Genomic DNA, 22,820 nt, shown 5'->3' on the forward strand with positions numbered 1-22,820 from the left:
GAAACACTGGTTTCACATGCATCTGAACAGATACCCTCAGTGATGTAAATTCAACTTTACCCCATTTGCAATTATCAGGGTTCTTTGACTATAGACCTGACAATTCTTTTCTAATTTCTTCTTTAATTGTATCAATAATCTTTTCATCAAGTTTATTTATTAAGGAATCATCAATACCTGTAATGTCATCTGTATTTTGTATCATTTTTTCAATAGCACCATCTATTTTTTTTACTCTTTCTTTATTAATTCCATCAAATACAGGTTTAATTTTCGCATAACCAGGAGCGCCCTTGCTATAACTTTTGCTGCTTTCGTTGATACAACCACCAGCACCATATGTTTTATTCACGTAGTTTTTACTACATTTTGTTACATCTTTATACCCAATCTCACCATTTTCTATATATGCTATTTTATTATCTTTACTAGAGTTTAGCTTGTCCACTTTCTTAATTTCTTCTTTTAATTTTAAACTTTTTTCATGAATTATTGTATCTTTGTAATTCTTTCCCCCATAAGTTCTGTATCTACCTCCACCTGCAACAGTAATTAAATCTTTACAAAGTGTTTGTGAAAGGTCTATGCACATTTTTACTAAAGTAGGTCCTCCATCCTTGTTAGATTTATCATTTTCTTGTCCACCACCTCCTTCTGTTACTTTTACTTGAATATATGGATAACTAGGGTTGACTCTCAGTTTAGCTTTAATGTAATCACCTGGCATTCCTGGTCTATTTTCTGTAGACTTAGCTTTACCAGCTATATGACCAGCTTCACCACTTCCCCATGCTTCTATTTCAACGTAATCATACATTGACAGATCACCTGTATAGCCATCTCCAAGCTCATAAAGTTTTTGATCCCTGTCTTCAATAATCTGCTTCTTATGTTTCAATTGTGCTATTATTATTTCACGCAATCTCTTTTTTAAACCATCTAAATCGAATCTGCATAATTTATCAGCAAAAAATACTTCTGTTCTATTTGCTTTAATTGGATGATCTAACTTCTTTACAACTCCATTTTCATTCTGTGAAACTCTCAAGTAAAAAGGCTTGTTGTCCTTGTTCACATGCTGTGTTGAGCGACTACATACTCCATCAAAGCAGAGGCAACCATCATCACCGTGATTACAGTTTTTTTCTTCATACTTTCCATCTGTTAACTCATATACTATTTTGCATTTGTCACAATTTTGTTTTGTATCTACCTCTTTATCCTCTTCTGCCATGCAATTATCTCGAGGCTTATTTTCTTCAGGAATAGAAATATATCCTTTCTTATTGAATATTATTTCATCTAGTGCATCTTGTGGCTTTGCTAAAACATCAACTAATTCAATAATTTCCCCTTTTTTGCAAGGAAAATAATAAGATTGATTTGATTCTTTCGAGTAAACAGTATTGTGTTTAGCATAGCTTGCTCTCATTGACTTCAGTGATATTAGCTGACTTCCTTTTTCAAGAACGAATTCTTCGGGTTCTGGCTGCCAACCAGAAAGGCATAGCATTTTACTTTTAGGATTTTCTTTATATTTTACTTCTATTTTAGGATATCCTAAATTATCCAGTTTGCACTTATTTTCCTGAAACTCTTTACATTCTGCTTCGATATCGGGAACATACCCATATTTTTCTAGAACTTCAAATTGCGAATTACTTTTTAATATATCTTCTATTATGTTATCGATATCGCTTTTTATGTTACCGGTACCAGTTGTTTTTTCTACTATTGCCGGCTTTACTACTTTTAAGAATAGAGGGCCGACTTCTATAGAGCGACTGGTGTCAGCATTAACATTAAAAGTACAGACTCCATTATTGTGAGTTCCACGTGCCCTCTCAGTACAAACTCTCTCATCCATCTTCATTTTTACCTCTAGCGTATTTTGATTTACTACCTTTATTTCCTCAGGCTTTGGAGCAGGTGGTGATGGAAAACAACGGGCAGGAAATTGTAATTTTCTTTTTGATTCTTCTTTTTCAGTACCATAATATTCAGCGCAGAGCTGACCTTTCTTTCTATAGGTTTTGAAATAATGGATAGTATCTTTATCTGGAATGGAATATGTCCAACTTGAAATATTCTTGTGATTTGAAACAGCAGATGGAACATATATCTCCCTTCTTTCTTTCAGCTCACCAATAATGACTCCAACTCTTGGATGGAAATAATCATTTTCTTCATTTGTTATAGGAACAATTTTAACTTGCGGTGGTGATATCGCAAGTTGTTCACAAAATGCAGGTGGGCCAGGTGCAAGTTGCACAGGGGCACACTTTACTTTTGTTTGATAGCATGTATCACAAGCTTTTCCCATCTCTCCAAGAAGAAAAATATTTTCCCCAGAAAATACTCTAGAGCCCCATGAAGAAATTCCTGACATACAAGCCCCCTTTTGACTACAAGCGCATATTTTCGGGGCATTAGCAAATTTTACTTTTTCTTCATCAGTAACACCATCTGCCCATTCCCATCCAAGACCTTGGTCAATTTCTCCTCCAGCTTTTGTTTTATCTCCTTCCCAATCGATAAAAGCTGCTGCAGAAACTCCAGCTCCTGTACTCTGCGTTCCATATATGTGGCGGCAGAATGTTCCACCGGATAATATATCACAGTTGTCGTTCCCTTTGTAATCACAGACCTTAATCTTTGGATCGAAGTAACCTTCTGGTCCCTGATTATTTACTGCTGTAACTTTAATAAGTTGCAATAATTTTTCATCAAAATCTAAATCGCTCCATTTGCCTGTAAAAAAATTCGCAATACCTTTTCCTGCTTTACTTCCTATAGCTTCAATTTCAGTATTACTTTTTACAAATGCTGGACAATCAGCACATCCTTGATAAGAAAGACAAAATATCAAGGAGAATATCAATAAAAAATTAAGCTTTACATTTTTCATAGAACGACGGTAACCACTTACTCACTTTTTCGCCTTTTTCCTTTATTGCTTCATACATATACTTTATAGTCTCTTTATTAGCTGAAAGTACATGTATTTCTTTCATATTCTTCAAATCTAGATTTAAAGTTACTAAACCTTTGTACTGCTTTATCAAAAATAAACCTTCCTGTGTTGGTGTTTGCAAAATGACATTCAGTTCCTCTTTCGACAGAGAAAATGCTTTCATGTATAACCTGTTTGCATTTATGTTAGGCATCAGAATTCTCGTATCGACATGCTTATCTAAATATTGAGTAAACTTGCTAGCAAATGCTAGGTTTAAGTTTTCAGTACTTAGAATTACTACAACATTTAACTTTGTCATTCTTTGCATCCAGTTGTCAAACTCTTCCTCTGTAGGAAAAATATTACTTATCTCCCATGCTTCATCCAAAACAAGTATTGCAGGTGAGCCATCACATTTTGCTTCGAAAGAGTATAAGAAATAGTAAAGTATCACGGACATACATTCTTTTTGCTTAGTGAGATTTGCAATATTGAGGGATATAGTTTTTGTTCCCCAGTTAATGTCTGACTCATCACCACCTTGGAATAAGTAAGAAAATTCACCATCACCACACCATTTACTTATTTTACCCCCAAGAAGTAAAAGCACTTCAGAAATTTGAGAAATAGATCGCGATTCTCTTGGTATAGCAAATATGGAATCTACAATTTTTTTTGTCTTTTCTTCTATGTCTACCAAACTTGCATCTGCAACCATCCTTTTGATCAATTCAACAAGGATATTGCGATTAGAAGCACTATTTTCAATGTTCAGTGGGTTGAATTTTAGACTTTTATCTTTATATTTTGGATCAATTATGTAATACTGACCGCTTACTGCTTTAGTAAATATTATTGATTTTCCAGTATTATCCAATATAACGATCCTAGGGTTAAATTTTCTTGATTCCGAAAGTAAGAAGTTGATCAGTGAGGTTCTACCTGAATTTGGAGCTCCAAGTATTGTGGTATGACCATTGTTTTTCTTTCCATGAAAGTTAAAAAAGTAAGGACTGCCTTTTTTTGAAAAAAAAACTGTTACTGCTTCTTTCCATCTTCCTCCTTTTAACGTACCTGATGTAAAATCATGCAACATAGCAAAGCTGCAAGCATATTTTTCTAATATATTTTTTGGTTGTGTAACAAAAGCAAAGTTTCCAGGAAGCTGTGCCCAAAAATGATTTTCCATGTGCAGATCAGTTCTAAACATCATCAACCCGATTAACGACATTACAGAGGATAAATCTCTGATATTTTTATCTAACCTATTCTTATCATCTGCAAAGATTGTAACAACAATTTTCTGTTGACAAAAATCCATAGCAGAAATTTTTTCAAGCTCTATTATTTCATTTATTCCTGAGTTTTGAAGTAAGGTATTGTCCTCACTGATTTGCAGCATATTAATTTGTTTTTTAAATTCTTTTACTGCTTTATTATTACTAGTAAATATTATTATTTCTGTGATGATAAGCTCAGAGTCAAGTTGCAAACACCTATCTATATTTTCTAAGGGGATTTCTCGATATTCCTTTATGCAAAAAATAGAACCAAACTTCTGTTGACCTTCAAACGATGTCTGAAATTTATTGAAACCAAAAGCTACTTTTAAGTTTTTAACATGCTGCGATAGATCCCTTTCACATATCGGATAATCTTTGTGCGTTAATGTAATAATGTAATGGAGAAATTCCGTCATTTGAGAATATATTTTGCCTTCACTAGACCTAAGGCCCAGTTTTTTAGCTCCAAAAGGTTCTAAATCTTTTTGAATCAGGTCAGTTATTTTTTGTAATTCTTGATGATTTTTTTGTAAAAATAACTTGTGTCTATTCTTTATCCCGCCAAAAAAAAATGCATTATTAATATGTTTGCCAAAACCACCAAGCAACACCACAATGTACAATTCATTTATATACTGTAGTTTACTATCAACTAGTTTATTAAACCACGTTGAGTGTAGCTGATCGGAAAAGTCTGCAGTTTTATTCCACTGTAAGCTCAGTTTATTGCGCTTACGGACAGTGTGAATCCAAACGGTAAAATATAAACTCTTGATATTTTTTGATATACTTTTTCTAATTTCAGTTCTAAGATCACCATAGTTATCAACTGAAGAATAGTCTTCTAACTTGATTATTTTTAATAATTCCCCCTGTTTTGTTAGTATAGTTTCTTCATCGTAGTGGCAAGCATAAGGGATAAAATCTAAATTAATACTTTCTAGTAACGCTAAATTGTTCTTTTTTTCAGAATTAGAGCTAGTGGCCGGTACTTTTGGCTGCATATAATATCATGCGTATTCAATAAAAAGATAATAAAGAACCATCTATCCTACTTAATCCTTATCCTCTTTTTTGTTATTGGATTGTAACTGCATGTCCTTTGCAAAGTTGAACTTTTCTTTCAGGTAATCTTTTGCCTTTTCTGTGCTTCCAAACATCATGATCAGTACGCCAAATATTATCATGAAAAAAATTAGGCCTCTGAACACTACCGCAAGTATCACTGTAGCTATACATAAACCTATAATTGTTGAGGGACTCATATTTTCCACAGTATCTTTAAATGAAAATGAAGAAATAAGTTCTTTCAACGTTCCTGGTATATTTTTCAATTCATCACTTGCTTTGCTGGAACATGACATGAAGATAAAAGCTAATAGGGCTACAATAGAAAAAACCCTACCCAATTGAATGTGCATCAGCTAAATACTTTTAAGATACTCCTCAAATGTAACAAATTTTACATCAATAGGCAAGAACCTAATTCACTTGCTCACCATAAGTAACTCATATTTAACTTTTATCACCATGTTAGCTCTTTATTATCAAAAAGAGGACTCACACTAATGGATGTCAATTTACTTGACAGAATATTTGAACAAAATTCAGCAGCAGCTGCTGTAGCAAGTACTCCAGCCAGCACAAACAGCCCTACTCCTACTAATCCTGATGTCATTGCTCCTGCAACAATGCACTCTATTGCTAAGAGAGCAGAACTTATTACAAGTGCAACGTGAAGATTTTTGTTTTTACTACTATTTTCATAATTACTGGATTGCATTGTATCTTTTACCTTACTGCCTGTCACTGAGATCGCACAATGAGGCCCTTCTTCAGTCTTCTTATGATGTTTAGAAGGGGATATTCTTCCGCTTGGGCCTTTGGGCCTTGTTTTGTTCGGATATGCTAATTTTGCTTTTCCTTCATCTTCTAGTTGCAAACTATTATCTTCCTCAGCAGGGTTTAATTTAAAGTGTACACTTTCCTCAGATGAAATGCTTGTTACTGAATTTAAGATGTTCCTTCTGCTACTTGATGCCAAGCTAGATGAATTTATTACACTATCTAAATCACTACTACTAATGAGTTTAGAAGTATTTGCACCGCTTGGCATTTCTACAGCATTTATAGTTATATTAGGCTTTTCATTTTTTAAATCCTTACTATCAATCGAAAGATCAGATTGACTATTCAATTTTGATTGTGTGATCTTCTTTCCTTCTTGCGATTGTTTTGATGTAAGAATTGTTAAAGCATCATAACGACCTGAACTTCTCAAGGAATTATATATTACATGGGTTCCTTTTCCACTTACACCATTAGCTAAAGAATCCTTTTCCAGAGTATTAATACCTGAATTTTTGGGAATTTCAACTTCACCAGAAAGACTTTGTTTGTTAAATCGTTCCATAGCATTACCTTGTCTATCTTTTTGATTTTGAATAACGCTACTAGAATGATTTTTGTCACTACTTTCATTAGTAATATTTGAAATTATTTGTAATATTTTTCCTCTTTTTGTTGGTAATCCTTGTGATCGTTCTATTTCATTCTTAGATACTGGAAATTCGACTTCTAATTCCATTACTCTTTTTCCCAATGCTGGAAGAAATTTCTCGGTGTAATAATTATGACATTCTTTAAATTTTTCTGACTCTCTCGATAATCGTTTTAAATTTTTTGATAGCTCAGTTAACATCCCAGGACTAGCTCCTTTTTTGAGCAATTTTACGCATTCTTTGATAGTCCTCCCTCCATTTTTTGGAATTTCATTATTATGTTTTCTTATGATCTTTGCGACCATAGCACTGTACAATTGATGATCAAGATCTTTTTCACTCTTCTGATCTTTTGCAAAACTCATTGGCATAATATTTCTCCATACATAACAAAATGCATGAATACCTCTTTAGCGTTAATTTTACATTAAAACTGGGGAGTTACGCCTTATTACGGATAATTATAGCAATTTGCTGACTATTTTCTTTGCTGATTACTGATTTTACATTTTAACATAATTGCTTGCCTGTTGAACTAGTATATCTATTACTTCTTTTATAGGCTTTTCTCTATCAACCATGCCAACACTTTGACCAGCCATTAAAGATCCTGTTTCAACATCTCCATCAATTACTGCTCTTCTTAAAGCTCCAGCCCAGAACTTTTCTATTTCAAGTTGCCCCTCTTCTTTTGAGATTTCTCCATTTTGATATTTATCGATAATGTTTCTTTGATGCTTTATAAAATCATCACTTGCTTTGTTAACTATAGCTCTTACTGGAATTACAGGGAAATCAGCACTAATATGTACAGAAGATACAGCATTACGCGCAGCTGATTTGATGAATACTTCTTTAAAATTTTTGTGAGCGATTGACTCATTCGTGCAGACAAATAATGTACCTATTTGACAGCCACTTGCTCCCATTTCTAGGTAGTTCACTATCATTTCGCCTCTTCCTATTCCACCTGCAACAAACACCGGTGTTTTCTCATTTTTAAGATGAGGTAATATCTCTTGTGCGAGAACAGAAGTGCTAACAGGACCGATATGTCCTCCTGCTTCCATACCTTCTATTATTAACGCATCTACCCCCATGTTTACTAACCTTTTCGCAAGGCTTAATGCTGGTGCAAAGCACATAACTTTAATGCCTGCATTCTTGATTTTTGCTATATTAGGTTTTATTGGTAATCCTCCAGCAAGAACTACATGGCTTACTTTTGTTTCAATGCATATATCTATTAACTCACTCAAATTTGGGTGCATAGTAATCAGATTGACACCAAATGGCTTATGAGTTAACTTCTGTGTCTCTATGATTTCTTTTTTCAGTAATTCTGGAGACATTGCACCACATGCAATTACACCAAAACCACCGGCATTTGAGATTGCTGAAACTAAATTTCTCTCTGAAACCCAGCTCATAGCACCACCCATTACTGGAAACTCACTACCGAGAAAATTCGTTCCTTTCTTCCAAAGCCTGCTCAACATATAGCCTATATCATACGTTTGAAAATGTTTTGTTTATCTATAAATGTATGTTTTAAAGCACCAAGTATATGCAAGGTTATAAAGACTATCATAAGACATGCAAGCATCGAATGTAGCTGATTAGCTGTACTAGCTAGCTCTTTGTTTTCATTGATTAACAAAGGGATATGAACAAAATATTTTATCTCTTTACTAGAAGCAGAAGACATGACATAACCAGATAATGGCATTAGCACCATCAAAAAATACAAACCAAAGTGTATCATTTTGCTCGCATTGATTACGAACCGAGAAAAACTTGCCGGCAATTGAGGAACATAAGTAAAGACGCGAAAAAATATACGTACTATAATTAATCCAAGAACGTTGATACCACAAGCCTTATGAATAGCGTATATGCTGAATTTAACTTCACTGCTAATCAGCAAACTTTTCATGTACAGTCCAGAACAAAGCATACCAACAATAAGAGCAGACATCAACCAATGAATGATCCTTAAGCCTAAACTATATTTATTGTTTTTCATTAATTTTGGTTACTCTAAAGTAGAATTTATATAGTAAAAAAACTATTTCTCAATCAAAATTATCTATACATAATTTCGCTGCCTTGATCAACATAAGTGCAATAATTGCATATGACACATAAACATTGTCTATCAGATCATGAAAAAGTGGTGAAGTTTTTGAGAGTTTTTCTATTGTAACGATGAGTTATAGCTTGTACAAGAAGCCTATTGACTTTAAGCAAATTTTACCCTATACAATTTTAACATCTCAAACTTCCAAACATGCCAGATCTAAAGACAATGATGCTAAACTTTGGCCCTCAGCACCCAGCTGCACATGGGGTGCTACGTCTTGTTTTAGAAATGGATGGTGAAGTGATCGAGAGGGCAGATCCCCACATTGGACTTTTGCATCGCGGCACTGAGAAGTTAATAGAACATAAAACGTATCTTCAAGCTCTCCCTTATTTTGACCGCCTTGATTATGTGTCACCAATGTCACAAGAGCATGCATATTCGCTATGTGTAGAGGAATTATTGCAGTGCGAAGTTCCGATTAGAGCAAAATATTTGCGTGTTCTATTTTGTGAGCTGACAAGAATACTAAATCATTTACTAAATATCTCTTCCCAAGCACTTGATGTTGGGGCGATGACTCCTCTTTTATGGCTCTTTGAAGAGAGAGAAAAAATACTCGAGTTCTATGAAAGGGCCTCAGGTGCAAGATTTCACGCAGCTTATATAAGGCCCGGTGGACTTGCAGCAGATATCCCAGAAGGTTTGATTGAAGATATTGCAAAATTTATAGAGCAATTTCCAAAGTACATAGATGATGTTGATGAGCTTCTAACAGAAAACAGGATATGGAAGCAACGCACTGTAGGAATTAGTGAAATATCAATAAAACAGGCGCTTGATTGGGGCTTTAGTGGACCAATGCTCCGTGCTGCTGGACTTGCTTGGGACTTGCGAAAAAGCCAGCCATATGAGATATATGATCAGTTGGATTTTGATATACCAATCGGTCAAAATGGTGACTGTTATGACCGTTATTTAGTAAGAATGGCGGAGATTAGGCAATCTATCAGCTTGGTGAAGCAATGCATAGAGAAGATACCTGAAGGGCCAATAAAAACTGAAGATAGAAAAATTTCTCCACCGCCAAGAGCTGAAATGAAAGAATCCATGGAAGCTATGATTCATCATTTTAAGCTTTATTCAGAAGGATATCACGTGCCAGAGGGTGAGGCTTACATAGCCGTTGAAGCGCCAAAAGGTGAGTTTGGAGTATATATAGTTTCAGATGGTACCAATAGACCTTATAGATGTCGAATAAGAGCACCTGGCTTTGCGCATTTACAGGCCTTAGATTTCATGGCAAAAGGACACATGCTTGCTGACATTGCAGCAATTATCGGTTCACTCGACATAGTATTTGGTGAGATTGATAGGTAATTATTTTAAAATAGTAACTTAACTAGTGGTTAAGACATCTTCTATCATAAATTGTATAAATTCATTGCCATTCCAGTAATTCATAGAGATTTTACCCAAAATGGCTTTAACATTACCCTGCATAATAGCGGAGCCAAGCTCAGTATTTGCACAGCGAAACGCAATAGCTTTGACCATAACATTATCGTCAGCAATAAAACATTTTATATGGTCAACTCCTATAACTTCCGGCTTTCTTATCTTTGCTACTTGAATGATGAATCTCGGTTCAGGATTGCCAACACCAAATGGCTCTAAGCGTTGCAATTGATTCCACAGGGATAAGTTTATTGCTTTAGCTGTTACTATGCCATCGGCTTTTATGATTTTTTCATTTGTAGAGTTTGCAAATCTTTCAGTAAAAAAATCATGTAGATCACTTATTTTATCTTCTTCAATCGAAAATCCTGCTGCCATACTGTGACCACCACCTTCAATGATTAGATTGGTAAATTTTGCAGAAAGAACTGCAGCACCAATATCTATCCCAGAAATTGACCTGCAGCTTGCTTTTCCTATTCCGTTATTTAAAGATATCACTATCGTTGGTAAGTGAAACTGCTCTTTTAGTCTTGATGCAATGATACCAATTATTCCCTGGTGCCAATTACCACTTACCATTATAAAATTTACACCCAAGTGGGCAAAATTTTCCGCTTGTGTTGTAGCTTCCAAAACAGCCTCATTTTCTAGCATTTTTCTTGCATTATTCAAATCTATTAGTTTTAGCGCGATTGAATGCGCCTTTTCTTCATCATCAGTGGAAAGCAACCTTGCACCGAGTGATGCTTCTCCAATTCTTCCTCCGGCATTTATACATGGCCCAATACTAAACCCTAATCGTGAAACACTTGGTTTTTCAAGGATTCCTAAAGCGTCAAACAAAACACGTAAGCCAACATTTTTTCTTGCTGACATAACTTTTAATCCTTGTAAAACAAAAGCCCTATTTAGGCCTGTAATCTGCATAACATCGCAAACAGTTCCAAGAGCAACCAAATCCAGTAGATCAAATAAATCTGGTTCTTTTTTGTTGGTAAAAAATCCTTGCTCACGTAGGCTTCTGTTAAGAGCAACAATTAGCAGAAATGACACTCCAACTGCTGCTAAGTTATTATAAGGAGAGCTCTCGTCAAGGCGGTTGGGATTAACAACTGCTACAGCACTTGGTAATTTTTCTATACCAAGGTGATGATCGATAACTATAATATCAAGTCCAAAAACCCTTGCCTCTTCTATTGGTTGATATGCAAGCGTACCGCAATCAACAGAAATACATAAATCAATACCATTCTTTTTCAGTTGTAATAAAGCATCTGTGTTCAATCCATAGCCCTCATCAACACGATCTGGAATATAGATTATAGAGTGTGTCCCAATCGCTCTTAGGTATCTATTAATCAATGCTGATGACGTTGCACCATCAACATCGTAATCACCAAATATTGCAATATTCTCATTATTGTTTATTGCTTTTATTATGCGAGAAACAGCTTTATCCATATCAAGGAGGTGAAAGGGATCTGGTAATAGCGATCTGATTAGTGGGTGTAAGAAGTCATGTGCATTTTCTATGTTAACACCACGAGCAACTAGTATTCTTGCTAATATTTCTGGCAACTCAAATCTCTGTATAAGAGTAAAAATCTCCCTTTGATCTGCTTCTTGTAACTTCCACAGTGCATTTGTTATGCTGCGTTTTTCAATATCAAGTAGCATGCTCTTTATAAATAAAACTACTTTACCAGAACTTTTAAGCTTGTTCTATAATTGTGTTAGACTTCTGTATAACCTAAAGAAGGGTATAGGAGAGTGTCACTCGAAAGGAATCACATTTATTTTGACAAAGAGCATCTGTAAAATCTAATACTCCTTCTTGCATAACATGCTCTTTAATTAGTATTATATCTATATTAACATATAAGTGTTAACATTATATTAATGTAATTACTTTTCAAGTATGCATCGCAAATTTATGCCTAGAAACAGTTTTTGGTTACTCAAACCTTTTCTACCTTTGTTTCATATTCTTTAAAGTATTGTTTGCACTTTCTTTATAAAAACCATAACTACCAGTCGGTTTTTATCTTAAGAATAAAGGTCAAGTATCTGGAATTCTGGAGATAAAATCCCCCCGAAAGATTAGCAAAAAAATACAGTGCACATACTATAGTATACACTGAAGAAGATACGCTACACTTTTTATTGAGAAATTGACTGAAAAGCCTGCAGACGGAGATAGATTTTTGAGCTCTTAAAATACCTCCGCCGTTACGGTAGGGAAAGCGAGAAGCTTTGTCAAGAAATCTTTATTGGATGTTGTACTAGAATTCAGTTTTTCGTATAATTTGCTAGAATTTGTGTGAAGAATTTTAAATATGAAAGGCCTATATATTAAAACTTACGGCTGTCAGATGAACGTTTATGACTCCATTTTAATAGAGAATATAGTTAAGCCTCTAGGATTCAACGTTGTTAGTGATGTAGAACAAGCTGATTTGGTGATATTGAATACTTGTCATATTAGAGAAAAGGCAGCAGAAAAGCTTTATTCAGAGCTTGGAAGAATTCATTCGTCAAGAAAAGAAAGGACCATAGTAGTGGCTGGATGTGTAGCGCAAGCAGAAGGGGAAGAGGTATTCAAAAGAGCTCCTTTTGTTGACATTGTTGTTGGTTCCCAGAGTATCGCTGCTTTACCGGAATTGATAGTCAAAGCAAGTAGAAGTAAAGGTCATATAATAAATACTGACTTTCTTGAAGTTGCAAAGTTTGATAAATTGCCGGATGAATGTTATGGCAATAGCCAGGGGTCTTCTGCGTTTCTTGCCATACAAGAAGGTTGTGATAAATTTTGTACGTTTTGTGTGGTGCCTTACACTCGCGGGGCTGAGTATTCACGACCAGTAAGTGAAATATTCCGTGAAATATTAAAGTTAGTTGCAAATGGGGCAAGGGAAATCAATTTGCTCGGTCAAAATGTTAATGCTTATCATGGAGAGTGCGAAGAAGAGGTCTGGGATTTAGGAAAATTAATTAGTCACATTGCTAAAATTGAAAACCTAGAAAGAATCCGCTATACAACTTCTCATCCAAGAGATATGCACGAATCTCTCTACCTGGTGCATGCGGAAGAGCCAAAACTCATGCCGTTTGTTCACCTACCTGTGCAGTCAGGTTCGAATAAAATATTGCATGCAATGAACAGGAAACACACTGCAGAGGAGTATTTGGAAATAATAGACAGATTTCGCAAATTGAAACCTGAAATCGAATTTTCTTCTGATTTTATTGTTGGTTTTCCTGGAGAAACTGAAAAAGATTTTGAGGAAACTATGAAGTTAGTAGAAAAAGTAAAGTACGCTCAGGCTTATAGTTTTAAATATAGCCCAAGGCCAGGAACGCCAGGGGCGGAAAGAAAAGATCAAGTACCAGAAGAGGTTAAAACAGAGCGTCTTCTTCGGTTACAGGAATTAATTAGCAAGCAACAACTTGAATTTAATCAGAGTATGATAGGAAAAACTATTCCTGTTCTATTCAGTGATAAAAAAGGTAAACACCAAAATCAAATTATTGGTAAAAGCCCATACATGCAATCAGTATGCGTTGATGATCCCGACGAGAAATACAAGGATAAAATAGTAAATGTAAGGATATTGGAAGCTCGGCAAAATAGTTTGTTGGGATGCGCTGCCTAATTAGAGAAAAGTGCTCACATGCTCTCATGTAGAAGCACTTTGTGTGTTTTTATGAGTTTATAAGCTATCTAGATTTAATCCTTAAAGGACTACAACTCTCTGTTACGCAATTATATGAGACTTGATATAATAGATTTGCGGGATTTTTTTTCTTTTCCAACTGATAGTGTACTTTTTTAACCTTTCCATAATTCTTATATTCATAAGAAAGCGATCTCCAAATAAAGCTGCTTTTACTATTATTTTTGTTAGCATCATGAAATTTCTGATAAGGCCAACTTCTATTGTCTTTGTTCATCTTCAACCTCAATAAATAAGTCTAATGAATTAATATGTTGTATAATGGTGTCAATACCTATCTATGTTTATAGAAACAGAGTTTTTGAATTTGTAATTTTCCAGAAAGCTCTATATTCTTTGGTTTTATCCAGTTAAAATGAATATGAAGTATTATCCTGATACAAGTAGCAGTCCTGATTTTTCATTGCTAGAAAAGGAAATCATAAAATTTTGGCAGGAAAATAAAATTTTTGAGCAGTCAGTCGAGAAACGTTCCAAGGGTCATTGTTTTATATTTTATGATGGGCCTCCGTTTGCAAATGGACTTCCGCATTACGGACACTTGCTTACTGGTTGTATAAAAGATGCATTTGCAAGATATCAAACTATGCTGCAAAAAAGGGTTGAACGTAGATTCGGTTGGGATTGCCATGGCTTACCAGCTGAGATGGGTGCAGAAAAGGAACTTGGAATATCTGGTAGAACTGAGATAGAGAAGTTTGGCATTGAAAAATTCAATAATCATTGCCGTACTTCTGTGATGAAATTTTCATCAGAATGGGAGAAATATGTAAATAGACAAGCAAGATGGGTAGATTTTCACAATGACTATAAGACTATGGATAAGTCATTCATGGAGTCGGTCATGTGGGCATTTAAGCAGCTTTATGATAAAGGTCTGGTGTATGAATCAATACGCGTTGTTCCCTATAGCTGGGCGTGCGAAACTCCACTCTCTAATTTTGAAACAAGACTAGATAATGCTTATAGAGAAAAAATTAGCAAAGCTGTAACTGTTGCTTTTGAACTTTTAGAAAATCCAAAACAATTTAAACAAAAATGTAGATTACTTGCTTGGACTACAACGCCTTGGACGTTGCCTAGCAATCTTGCACTGGCAGTAGGGGAGGATATTGAGTATTGTATGGTGTTAGTAAATGGTGAAGTCTACATCTTTGCTGAAAGTTATTTAGAGAAATTTGTCAGCCACTGTGAACAAAGCAATATTCAATATGAAAACTGTAATATAAAACTTAAAGCAAGTGATCTTGCAGGTCTTCCTTATAGACCACTGTTTAATTACTTTAAAGATACAAAGAATGCGTTCCGTGTTTTCATTGCCGATTATGTTACAGCAGAAGATGGTACTGGTGTTGTGCACACTGCTCCTGGATTTGGTGAAGAAGATTTTTACCTTTGTCAAAGCCATGATATTCGAGCTGTTTGTCCAGTTGATAACTCTGGAAAATTTACTACTGAAGTTTCAGATTTGGCAGGAGTTCATGTTTTTGATGCCAATGATACAGTAATCAAGAAATTAAAAAGGCAGGGAAGCTGGTTTAAAACTGAGCAATATATTCACAATTATCCTCACTGCTGGAGAACGGATACTCCTTTGATCTATCGCACTATGCCTTCTTGGTACGTTGCTGTGACAAAGTTCAAGGGGAGAATGGTAGAACTAAATAAGAGAGTTAATTGGATGCCGAATCATATTAGAGATGGTCAATTTGGAAAATGGCTTGAAGGAGCACACGATTGGTCTATTTCACGCAATCGATTTTGGGGTACTCCAATTCCCGTGTGGAAATCAGACGATACAAAATATCCAAGAGTAGATGTGTATGGTTCGATAGCAGAACTAGAGCGAGATTTTAATGTTAAAATAGATGACTTGCACAGACCATTTATCGATACTTTGATAAGACCAAATCCTGATGATCCAACAGGAAAATCAGTTATGCGTCGTGTGCCTGATGTGTTTGACTGTTGGTTTGAATCTGGATCGATGCCGTTCGCGCAAGTTCACTATCCGTTTGAAAATAAGGAGTGGTGTGAGAGTAATTTCCCTGCGGATTTTATCACTGAATATATAGCACAAACAAGAGGATGGTTTTATACGCTTTTTGTGCTTTCCACTGCTTTATTTGATAGTGAGCCATTTAAGAATTGCATATGCCACGGTGTGGTTCTTGATGTGAAAGGTCAGAAGTTATCCAAACGTTTGAATAATTATGCAGATCCAATGGAGATTTTTGACAAATATGGTTCTGATGCGCTGCGTTTTCTTATGCTTTCTGGATCTATTGTCTGCGGTGGTAATTTACTACTCGACAAAGAAGGAAATTTAGTGCGTGATGTTCTAAAAAACGTAGTAAAACCTATTTGGAACAGTTATCACTTTTTTACTATGTATGCAAATGCAGATGGAATTAAAGCTGAGATTTGTAGGGATTATCAGAATACTATTGATTGCTACATGATTTCAAAATGTTTTGAAGCTGTGGAAGGTATGCGAGCTTCTATGAACAACTATAACTCTCAGGAAGCTTGTAAAATCTTGACAGATTTTTTTGAAGTGCTAAATAATTGGTATATTCGTCGCAGTCGCGAGCGTTTTTGGAAAAGTGACTTAGATCAAGATAAAACCGACGCTTATAATGTTCTGTACACAGTTTTTTATTACATGCTTCGAGCTGCAGCCCCTTTGTTACCACTTATAACAGAGACTATATGGCAGGGGCTTAGGTATGAAGAAATGTCTGTTCATTTGGCTGATTTTCCACAATCAGATAGATATAATAGTCAGCTCATTGCCAAGATGGATTTGGTAAGAGAGATATGTAACTCTGCATTATCCATCAGAAATACGTTTAACATGCGCATCAGACAGCCACTTGGCAGTATGACTATCTACCATCAGTCTTTCTGTAGTTTTCTTGAAGGTGAGCCGTTTTCTGTCATCCCAGTGCGTGACACTGGGATCCATTGTACTGCAGACTCAAATGAATACCAAGAGATGATAAAAGATGAGGTAAATGTAAAAAAATTAGAATTAGTAAATAGACTTGAAGATATTGCATCATTAGAGCTAAAACTAAATTTCCCGCTACTTGGTAAGAAGATTCCAGACAAAATCAAGAAACTAGTTCAATACGTTAAGGAAGGAAAGTGGAAGCAAGTTGAAAAAGAACAGATATTTCTGGGAGATGAAACAGAGAACTATATTATAGAAAAAGGTGAATATGAACTATTGTTAAAAGCAAACAGTGAATATTCTTCTGTATTTGATAACAATAAAGGTATTGTTATTCTGAGCACTGAGCTTGATAATGAACTAATTCTAGAAGGGCTTGCGAGAGATGTTGTGAGGCTTATTCAAGAAACTAGAAAACAAGCTGATTTTCATATATCAGATAGAATTAGAGTAATAATAAAAACAGAAGATGAAAAAATTAAGGAAGCAATAACTACATGGAATAAATATATAAAAGATCAGACCCTTGCCTTATCTTTGGACACTAATAAAGAGATCGGAGCCGACTTCTATTCTAAGGAATATCAAGATTTGATAGTTAGTATTAAGTTAATAAAGTTGCAAAGTTACTAATGTTTATGCTATGCTCAAGTTGCTTTAAGCAGGGTGGTGATATGAATCAAGTTGTTGCGGATGGTCATAGAGAAGTTGTTGATTTAAATAACAACAGTGATGGTTTAGGTAAAGTAGAATCTATTTCCAATGTTGCTTTGGAAGAGGAAGAAGAGTTTTTTGATGCTATGGAAGATGTTTCCAATGTAGAAGAAGGGAATGATTTAGGTTTTGCTAATTCAGAAGAGGAAGAAGGGTTTTTTGATGCTGTAAGTAGGCAGGATTGGTTAATTAAACAAATAGCTGCTTTTAATGTTCCACTCAGTATATTTCATTATAAAGATTATAATTCTGACTTTTTTACCTCCTGGTATAATATGTCAAGCGAAATATTGAAAGAGATAAACAGAGCTTGTCCAGAGAAGAAAATATTAAATTTAGCTCTGTCAGTTTTAATGCTCCCTTATATTGCTTTTACTGCACTGGGGTTAGTCATATACAGTAGATTTAAAGCAAATAGCAAGACGCAAGAAGGTGTAGTGGAAGATAAGACAAAAAAGAGTGAGACAGGTGTGCTAAAAAGATTGGCATATCGCGCTCTTGCTGCAATGGCAATCTTTGTTAATGTGACTGTACTTGTAGCTTTGGTTGTTCCTGCAACAATTGCTTTAGCTACTTTTTATCTTTTAAATAGAGATTTATCTCATTCTTTAGTGGCTGCTCTTAAAATGAGTATGGGGCATTATTCTAATAAGCACCAAAACACAGAGTTTTCTTTTTATGAAACAGTAGTTTCTGATTCAAGAATTAAATATGATATGGAAATAAAATTTCCGCCACAATTTAAACAATTACTTAGAGACTTATGTGAGAATGAAAATAGTCAGTGGTTTAGTGCAGAGCCGGATTCGGAGCATATTATCGTACTGAAATTGCCAATTAACATCAATTTAAAAAATGGTCTTAGATCCTTGCGTAATAAAATCAAGAGTGTGCTTGCAACTTCGATTCAAGAATGCGCAAGAACTATGGAAGAGCTGATTAAGCTAGAAAAGAAAGATATTACACATGATAAACTGAAGGAATTATTGAATGAACTCAGGCTGAAAGTGGTGAGTAGCATAGATCCTAAGTTGATAACTCACTTAATAGAAAATACTTGTCAAGTTGCTTTTATACAAGCAATTAAATTTCAGCAAAATAGACGGGGAGAAGATTTTTCAATGGAGGATAAGATAAAAAATACTTTAGTGAAACAGAAATTAAAAAGTCAAGGTAAGGAGTTACCAAATGAGAAAGAGATGATAATAAAAGATCTGAGAGAAGCAGGAGCAAAAGTACCAGATATCTTGGAAGATAGTGAATTTCCTGTATTTAAAGCAGAATGGGAGCGGCTTAAAGAAGAAGGGAAAATAGCTAAGAGGACAATCATTGATATTTATAAAGAGAAGTATCGTGAAGAAACAGGAACAGCTCTAAATAGTGCTAAAAAAGAGATTGAGAATTTAAGAAAGGCAGGGCATCAGAGGTATCGCATTATACGTCAAGAATTAGAAAAAATGTCTGATGATAAAGGGGGAAATAACTCAATAAATGATGATTTAAAAAGGAAATTAGAGGATCTTTTTAAGTTCGAGTATGACGATCAAGAAGTTGAGCAAAGGCTAGTAGAATCAGTAATAAAAAAAGCTAAGGGTAAGTTAGACATGTTAGGAATACTAAGCTTAAGAGACCAGTTTCGAAGTTTAGAAGAGGAGATAAACGGTCCTTTGAATGGGGAAAGTTTAGAAAAAGCTTCAGGTAAAGTGAATGACTTGATAGCAAAGATATACTTAGAAATCACGAAATGTAAAATACAAAATTTATTCAAAGGCCAAGCAAAGGGCATAGAGGACTCATGTAAGTTATTAGAAAGGGGGGCACCAGATCTAGTAGAAAAGATTAATTCACATCGAGTGAGAATTGAAAAATTCTTAAAAAGACCTGAACAACCTATACTATTAAGAAAAATAATAGAAGGGAATAAGGACTTAGATAAGTACTTAGAAGATGAGTGTAATAGAAAAGGGGAAGGGCATCCAAATACGAAATTAATACAGAAGCACTTGAAAAATAACAAAGAAATTCTAAAAGAATTAGAACAGTTAAAATTGGAAGAAAAAGGGTTGTTGATAAATGAAGAAACAAAAAATAGTTACAGGGAAGAACTAGAGTCTCGTGAAAAAATAAAATTTGCAATAATAGAAGATGACTTACTGAAAGCGTTCGAGCATGAAACTTTTAACGAAGAAGCAATTAAGAAGTTACTAGAGAGGGCAGAACTTGAGTACTATGTGCTAGAAAAGTGCATAAAAAGTCCTTTAATTAAAATAGGAGATAATATCAAACACTTTTGTCAAGATTTATTTTCTCCTTTAATAAATAGATTGGTGGAAAATATAGTAAATAATGTACCAAAAAGTGATAAGAGTTCATGGCTGCAGCCTATAAAAGCTATTAGGACAGGCTTGGGATATATTCAAACAGGTCTTGCCGTTGCAATTCGTGGGGATAAGAGCACAGAAGGAAAAGCGTTGAGTGTGGCACATGATGCTCATAAGGAAGTAGAAACATTTCTTCAACATTTTCATTCAAGTTATGAGGAAGTAGGAGTTTTTTTCGGTAATTTATTCTCCGATGATAGAACGACATTTAAAAATGATGTATGGCCTAAAGTAGAAGAGCATTTGCATGGAATGTGGGATAGGTTTTTCAAGGATATTGAATTCAAGATAGGGAATAAACTGGATGAAGTAAACGTGACACAGCAAAATCAGGAAAAGGCGATTACGCCTTAATAATGAGCTCTCAAAGTTGCTTCAGTATTTTCACACACTAAGTTGACTATCATATTTGATTCTTTTTGGATTTCCTCTTCGGTTAAAGTGTGAGTTGGAGAGCAGAAAGTAACTGAAAATGCTATAGACATCTTATTCGATTCTATATTGTTTCCATGATATACATCAAATATCAAAACTTCTGTGATGAGCTCTGAGCTTTTTTTTACCATATTGATTATACTACCTGCTTCTATATCTTTATTTATAATAAACGCAAAATCGCGTTTTACACTTTGATATTTATAATTGATCAATTTTTTTCTACTTATAGGTAAATTTTCGATATTTTCTAATATCAACTCAAAGCCTACAATTTTTTGTTTGATGTTAAAAAAATCCAATATACTCGGATGCAATTCTCCAAAATAACCAACTACTTTACCTCTAAAAGATAAGGAGCCTGATTTTCCTGGGTGATAATATTCTTTTTCTGCTCTCTCTATTGCTAAATTATCACAATTGATATTAAAAAGTTCCAAAGCTGTTATGAGGTCAGCCTTTGCGTCAAAAACATCTATTTTCCTGTCAGTGTTATAATGGTTTCGTGGTAGATTATTTCCTGACCTGATTCCGCTCAAAACATACTTAGACTGAGCTTCATCATTATAAATTGGCCCAATTTCAAAAATTGCACAATCAGGTGTACCATGGGCAGTATTATCTGCAGTAACTTTTAACAAATTTGGTATGATGCTTGGTCTCATTATGTTAAAGTCATTATTAAATGGGTTGTCGATAATAAATAATTTGTTCAAGTAACCAAACTTTTCAGCTATTGATTCACTCATAAAAGACCAAGTTATCACTTCATGAAACCCTCTGCTTGTCATTAAAATGCGTAAATCATCTTGTGTCTCTTCTTCTACTGTCACGTCTTCTGCTAGTTGCTCTTCCTTTATTTTATCATAGCCGTATATTCTTACTCCCTCTTCAACTAAGTCAGCAGGTATGGTTACGTCCGGTCTCCAGCTTGGTACTTGTATATTCCAATTACCTTCGGTTTTTTTATCGATACTAAACCCTAGCTTTGTTAAAATATCGAATACCTCATTAGGTGATGCAGATACACTTCCAAGTTTGTTTGCATTTTGACAATCAAAATTTATCTTGGTATCAGCCTTATTCAAATTGCCAGCAGACACTATGCTTGAAACTTCTCCGCCACATAAATCTAAAATCATCTGGGCTGCAAGATTGAGTCCATCAAGGGTAAAACTAGGGTCAACTGAACGTGCAAACCTGTAACTTGAGTCTGTGGAGATGCCTAGTTGCCTTGAAGATTTAGTGATAGAGATAGGATCAAACCAAGCAGACTCTAAAAAAATATCAGTAGTCTCAAGAGTGCATTCACTGTACTTACTACCTATAATTCCAGCAATTGCATGAACATTTTTATCATCAGAAATAACACTTATGTCTTTATTTAATGAGTATTCTTTATCATTTAAACCAATAAATTTTTCTCCATCGTTTGCTTTACGTACTGTGAGCTCTCCTTCTATTTTTTTTGCATTATATGCATGCATTGGGCGATTAAAGGATATCATGATGTAATTAGTAATATCAACTATTGCAGAAATGGAGCGCCTTCCTATAGATTCCAATTTATCTTTTAACCATTTTGGGCTCTCTCTATTTTTTACATTGGTGATGTATACTCCACTAATGAAGCTCTCCCCGTCGGTAACTTTGACGTTTACTGGTGAATTTATAGAGCAGGTAAGTTGTGGAATGATTAAAGTCTTTAACGTTCCAATTCCAGTTGCTGCTAGATCACGTGCTATTCCATAAACACCTAGGCAATCTCCACGATTTGGAGTGACATTTATATCAATTACAGGATCGCAATTAAAAAATTTATCCCCTACTTTATAATCGTCAGAAAGCTCAATTATTCCTTCACTTTCATTTTGAGTCAACGCAAGTTCGAAAGCAGAGCAGAGCATCCCTTCACTTAGCACTCCTCTTATTTTTGTAGGCTTAATTGTAAAGTTGCTTTCTGGCAATGTGCTCCCAAGAGATGCAAGCACAGTCTTCATACCTTCTTTAACATTTTTTGCTCCGCAGACTATCTGCAGAACTTTACTTCCATCATTTACTTTACATAATTTTAATTTATCAGCATTTGGATGAGGTGTGACTTCTAATACTTTTGCAATAACAAACTCGGCCAATTTGGTATTGTTGACCACATCTTCTACTTCCAACCCTACGCGAGTTAGCTTATCAGTAATTTCTTCTAAATTGGCATTGGTTTCTAAGTACTCTAATAACCAAGATAATGTGAATTTCATCTATCCAACAAGAAACAAAAATTTATTGTAATGTAAAACGTGATGCTTTTAAAGTTTATTG

Annotated in this window: 13 protein-coding genes; 4 read left to right on the forward strand and 9 right to left on the reverse strand. The window is 34.8% G+C overall.

The window, feature by feature from the left end:
• Positions 1 to 88: 88 nt before the first annotated feature.
• The 6 genes from wTKK_RS04325 to wTKK_RS04350 all read right to left on the reverse strand — a co-directional run bounded on the left by wTKK_RS04325 (position 89) and on the right by wTKK_RS04350 (position 8,766).
• A complete protein-coding gene (locus wTKK_RS04325; protein ID WP_407512325.1) occupies positions 89 to 2,908 on the reverse strand; it encodes a hypothetical protein in 2,820 nt (939 codons plus the stop codon).
• Positions 2,889 to 5,243, reverse strand: a complete 2,355-nt coding sequence (locus wTKK_RS04330) for a VirB4 family type IV secretion/conjugal transfer ATPase (protein ID WP_407512326.1) — start codon at positions 5,241 to 5,243, stop codon at positions 2,889 to 2,891. The genes wTKK_RS04325 and wTKK_RS04330 overlap by 20 nt, the downstream gene beginning before the upstream one ends.
• Positions 5,244 to 5,294: 51 nt before the next feature.
• Positions 5,295 to 5,660 (reverse strand): hypothetical protein, encoded by a 366-nt coding sequence (locus wTKK_RS04335; RefSeq protein WP_407512328.1) that lies wholly within the window; start codon positions 5,658 to 5,660, stop codon positions 5,295 to 5,297.
• Positions 5,661 to 5,764: 104 nt separating this feature from the next.
• Positions 5,765 to 7,105, reverse strand: a complete 1,341-nt coding sequence (locus tag wTKK_RS04340; RefSeq protein ID WP_407512329.1) for a DUF350 domain-containing protein — start codon at positions 7,103 to 7,105, stop codon at positions 5,765 to 5,767.
• A 138-nt stretch (positions 7,106 to 7,243) separates the two neighbouring features.
• Positions 7,244 to 8,239 carry an NAD(P)H-dependent flavin oxidoreductase gene (locus wTKK_RS04345; protein ID WP_407512331.1) on the reverse strand — a complete coding sequence of 332 codons (996 nt, stop codon included), beginning with the start codon at positions 8,237 to 8,239 and terminating at the stop codon, positions 7,244 to 7,246.
• A 5-nt stretch (positions 8,240 to 8,244) separates the two neighbouring features.
• Positions 8,245 to 8,766: a cytochrome b gene (locus wTKK_RS04350; protein WP_407512333.1), complete on the reverse strand. Its 522-nt coding sequence runs from the start codon at positions 8,764 to 8,766 to the stop codon at positions 8,245 to 8,247.
• A gap of 264 nt (positions 8,767 to 9,030) precedes the next feature.
• On the opposite strand from wTKK_RS04350, the gene wTKK_RS04355 reads away from it, so the two are divergent.
• A complete protein-coding gene (locus tag wTKK_RS04355; RefSeq protein WP_407512335.1) occupies positions 9,031 to 10,203 on the forward strand; it encodes an NADH-quinone oxidoreductase subunit D in 1,173 nt (390 codons plus the stop codon).
• An 18-nt stretch (positions 10,204 to 10,221) separates the two neighbouring features.
• On the opposite strand, the gene recJ is transcribed toward wTKK_RS04355, so the two are convergent.
• Complete coding sequence (gene recJ, locus wTKK_RS04360; protein WP_407512337.1) at positions 10,222 to 11,961, reverse strand: single-stranded-DNA-specific exonuclease RecJ; 1,740 nt, start codon at positions 11,959 to 11,961, stop codon at positions 10,222 to 10,224.
• 659 nt (positions 11,962 to 12,620) lie between these two features.
• Between recJ and miaB the strand changes: the two genes are divergently transcribed.
• Positions 12,621 to 13,937, forward strand: a complete 1,317-nt coding sequence (gene miaB / locus wTKK_RS04365; RefSeq protein ID WP_407512339.1) for a tRNA (N6-isopentenyl adenosine(37)-C2)-methylthiotransferase MiaB — start codon at positions 12,621 to 12,623, stop codon at positions 13,935 to 13,937.
• A 64-nt stretch (positions 13,938 to 14,001) separates the two neighbouring features.
• Here miaB and wTKK_RS04370 read toward each other — a convergent pair whose 3' ends face one another.
• A complete protein-coding gene (locus wTKK_RS04370) occupies positions 14,002 to 14,235 on the reverse strand; it encodes a hypothetical protein (protein WP_407512341.1) in 234 nt (77 codons plus the stop codon).
• 138 nt (positions 14,236 to 14,373) lie between these two features.
• Here wTKK_RS04370 and ileS point away from each other — a divergent pair, with 138 nt between their 5' ends.
• Entirely contained in the window at positions 14,374 to 17,607 is a 3,234-nt protein-coding gene (gene ileS, locus wTKK_RS04375) for an isoleucine--tRNA ligase (RefSeq protein ID WP_407512342.1), read from the forward strand.
• Positions 17,608 to 17,648: 41 nt separating this feature from the next.
• Positions 17,649 to 20,423 carry a hypothetical protein gene (locus wTKK_RS04380; protein ID WP_407512783.1) on the forward strand — a complete coding sequence of 925 codons (2,775 nt, stop codon included), beginning with the start codon at positions 17,649 to 17,651 and terminating at the stop codon, positions 20,421 to 20,423.
• On the opposite strand, the gene pheT is transcribed toward wTKK_RS04380, so the two are convergent.
• On the reverse strand, positions 20,420 to 22,759 hold the full coding sequence (gene pheT / locus wTKK_RS04385) for a phenylalanine--tRNA ligase subunit beta (RefSeq protein ID WP_407512344.1): 2,340 nt from the start codon (positions 22,757 to 22,759) through the stop codon (positions 20,420 to 20,422). The two genes, wTKK_RS04380 and pheT, sit on opposite strands and share 4 nt — an antisense overlap.
• Positions 22,760 to 22,820: the final 61 nt, after the last annotated feature.

The sequence above is a fragment of the Wolbachia endosymbiont of Trichogramma kaykai genome (genome assembly GCF_045765165.1).
In the GTDB taxonomy this organism is placed as follows: Bacteria; Pseudomonadota; Alphaproteobacteria; order Rickettsiales; family Anaplasmataceae; genus Wolbachia.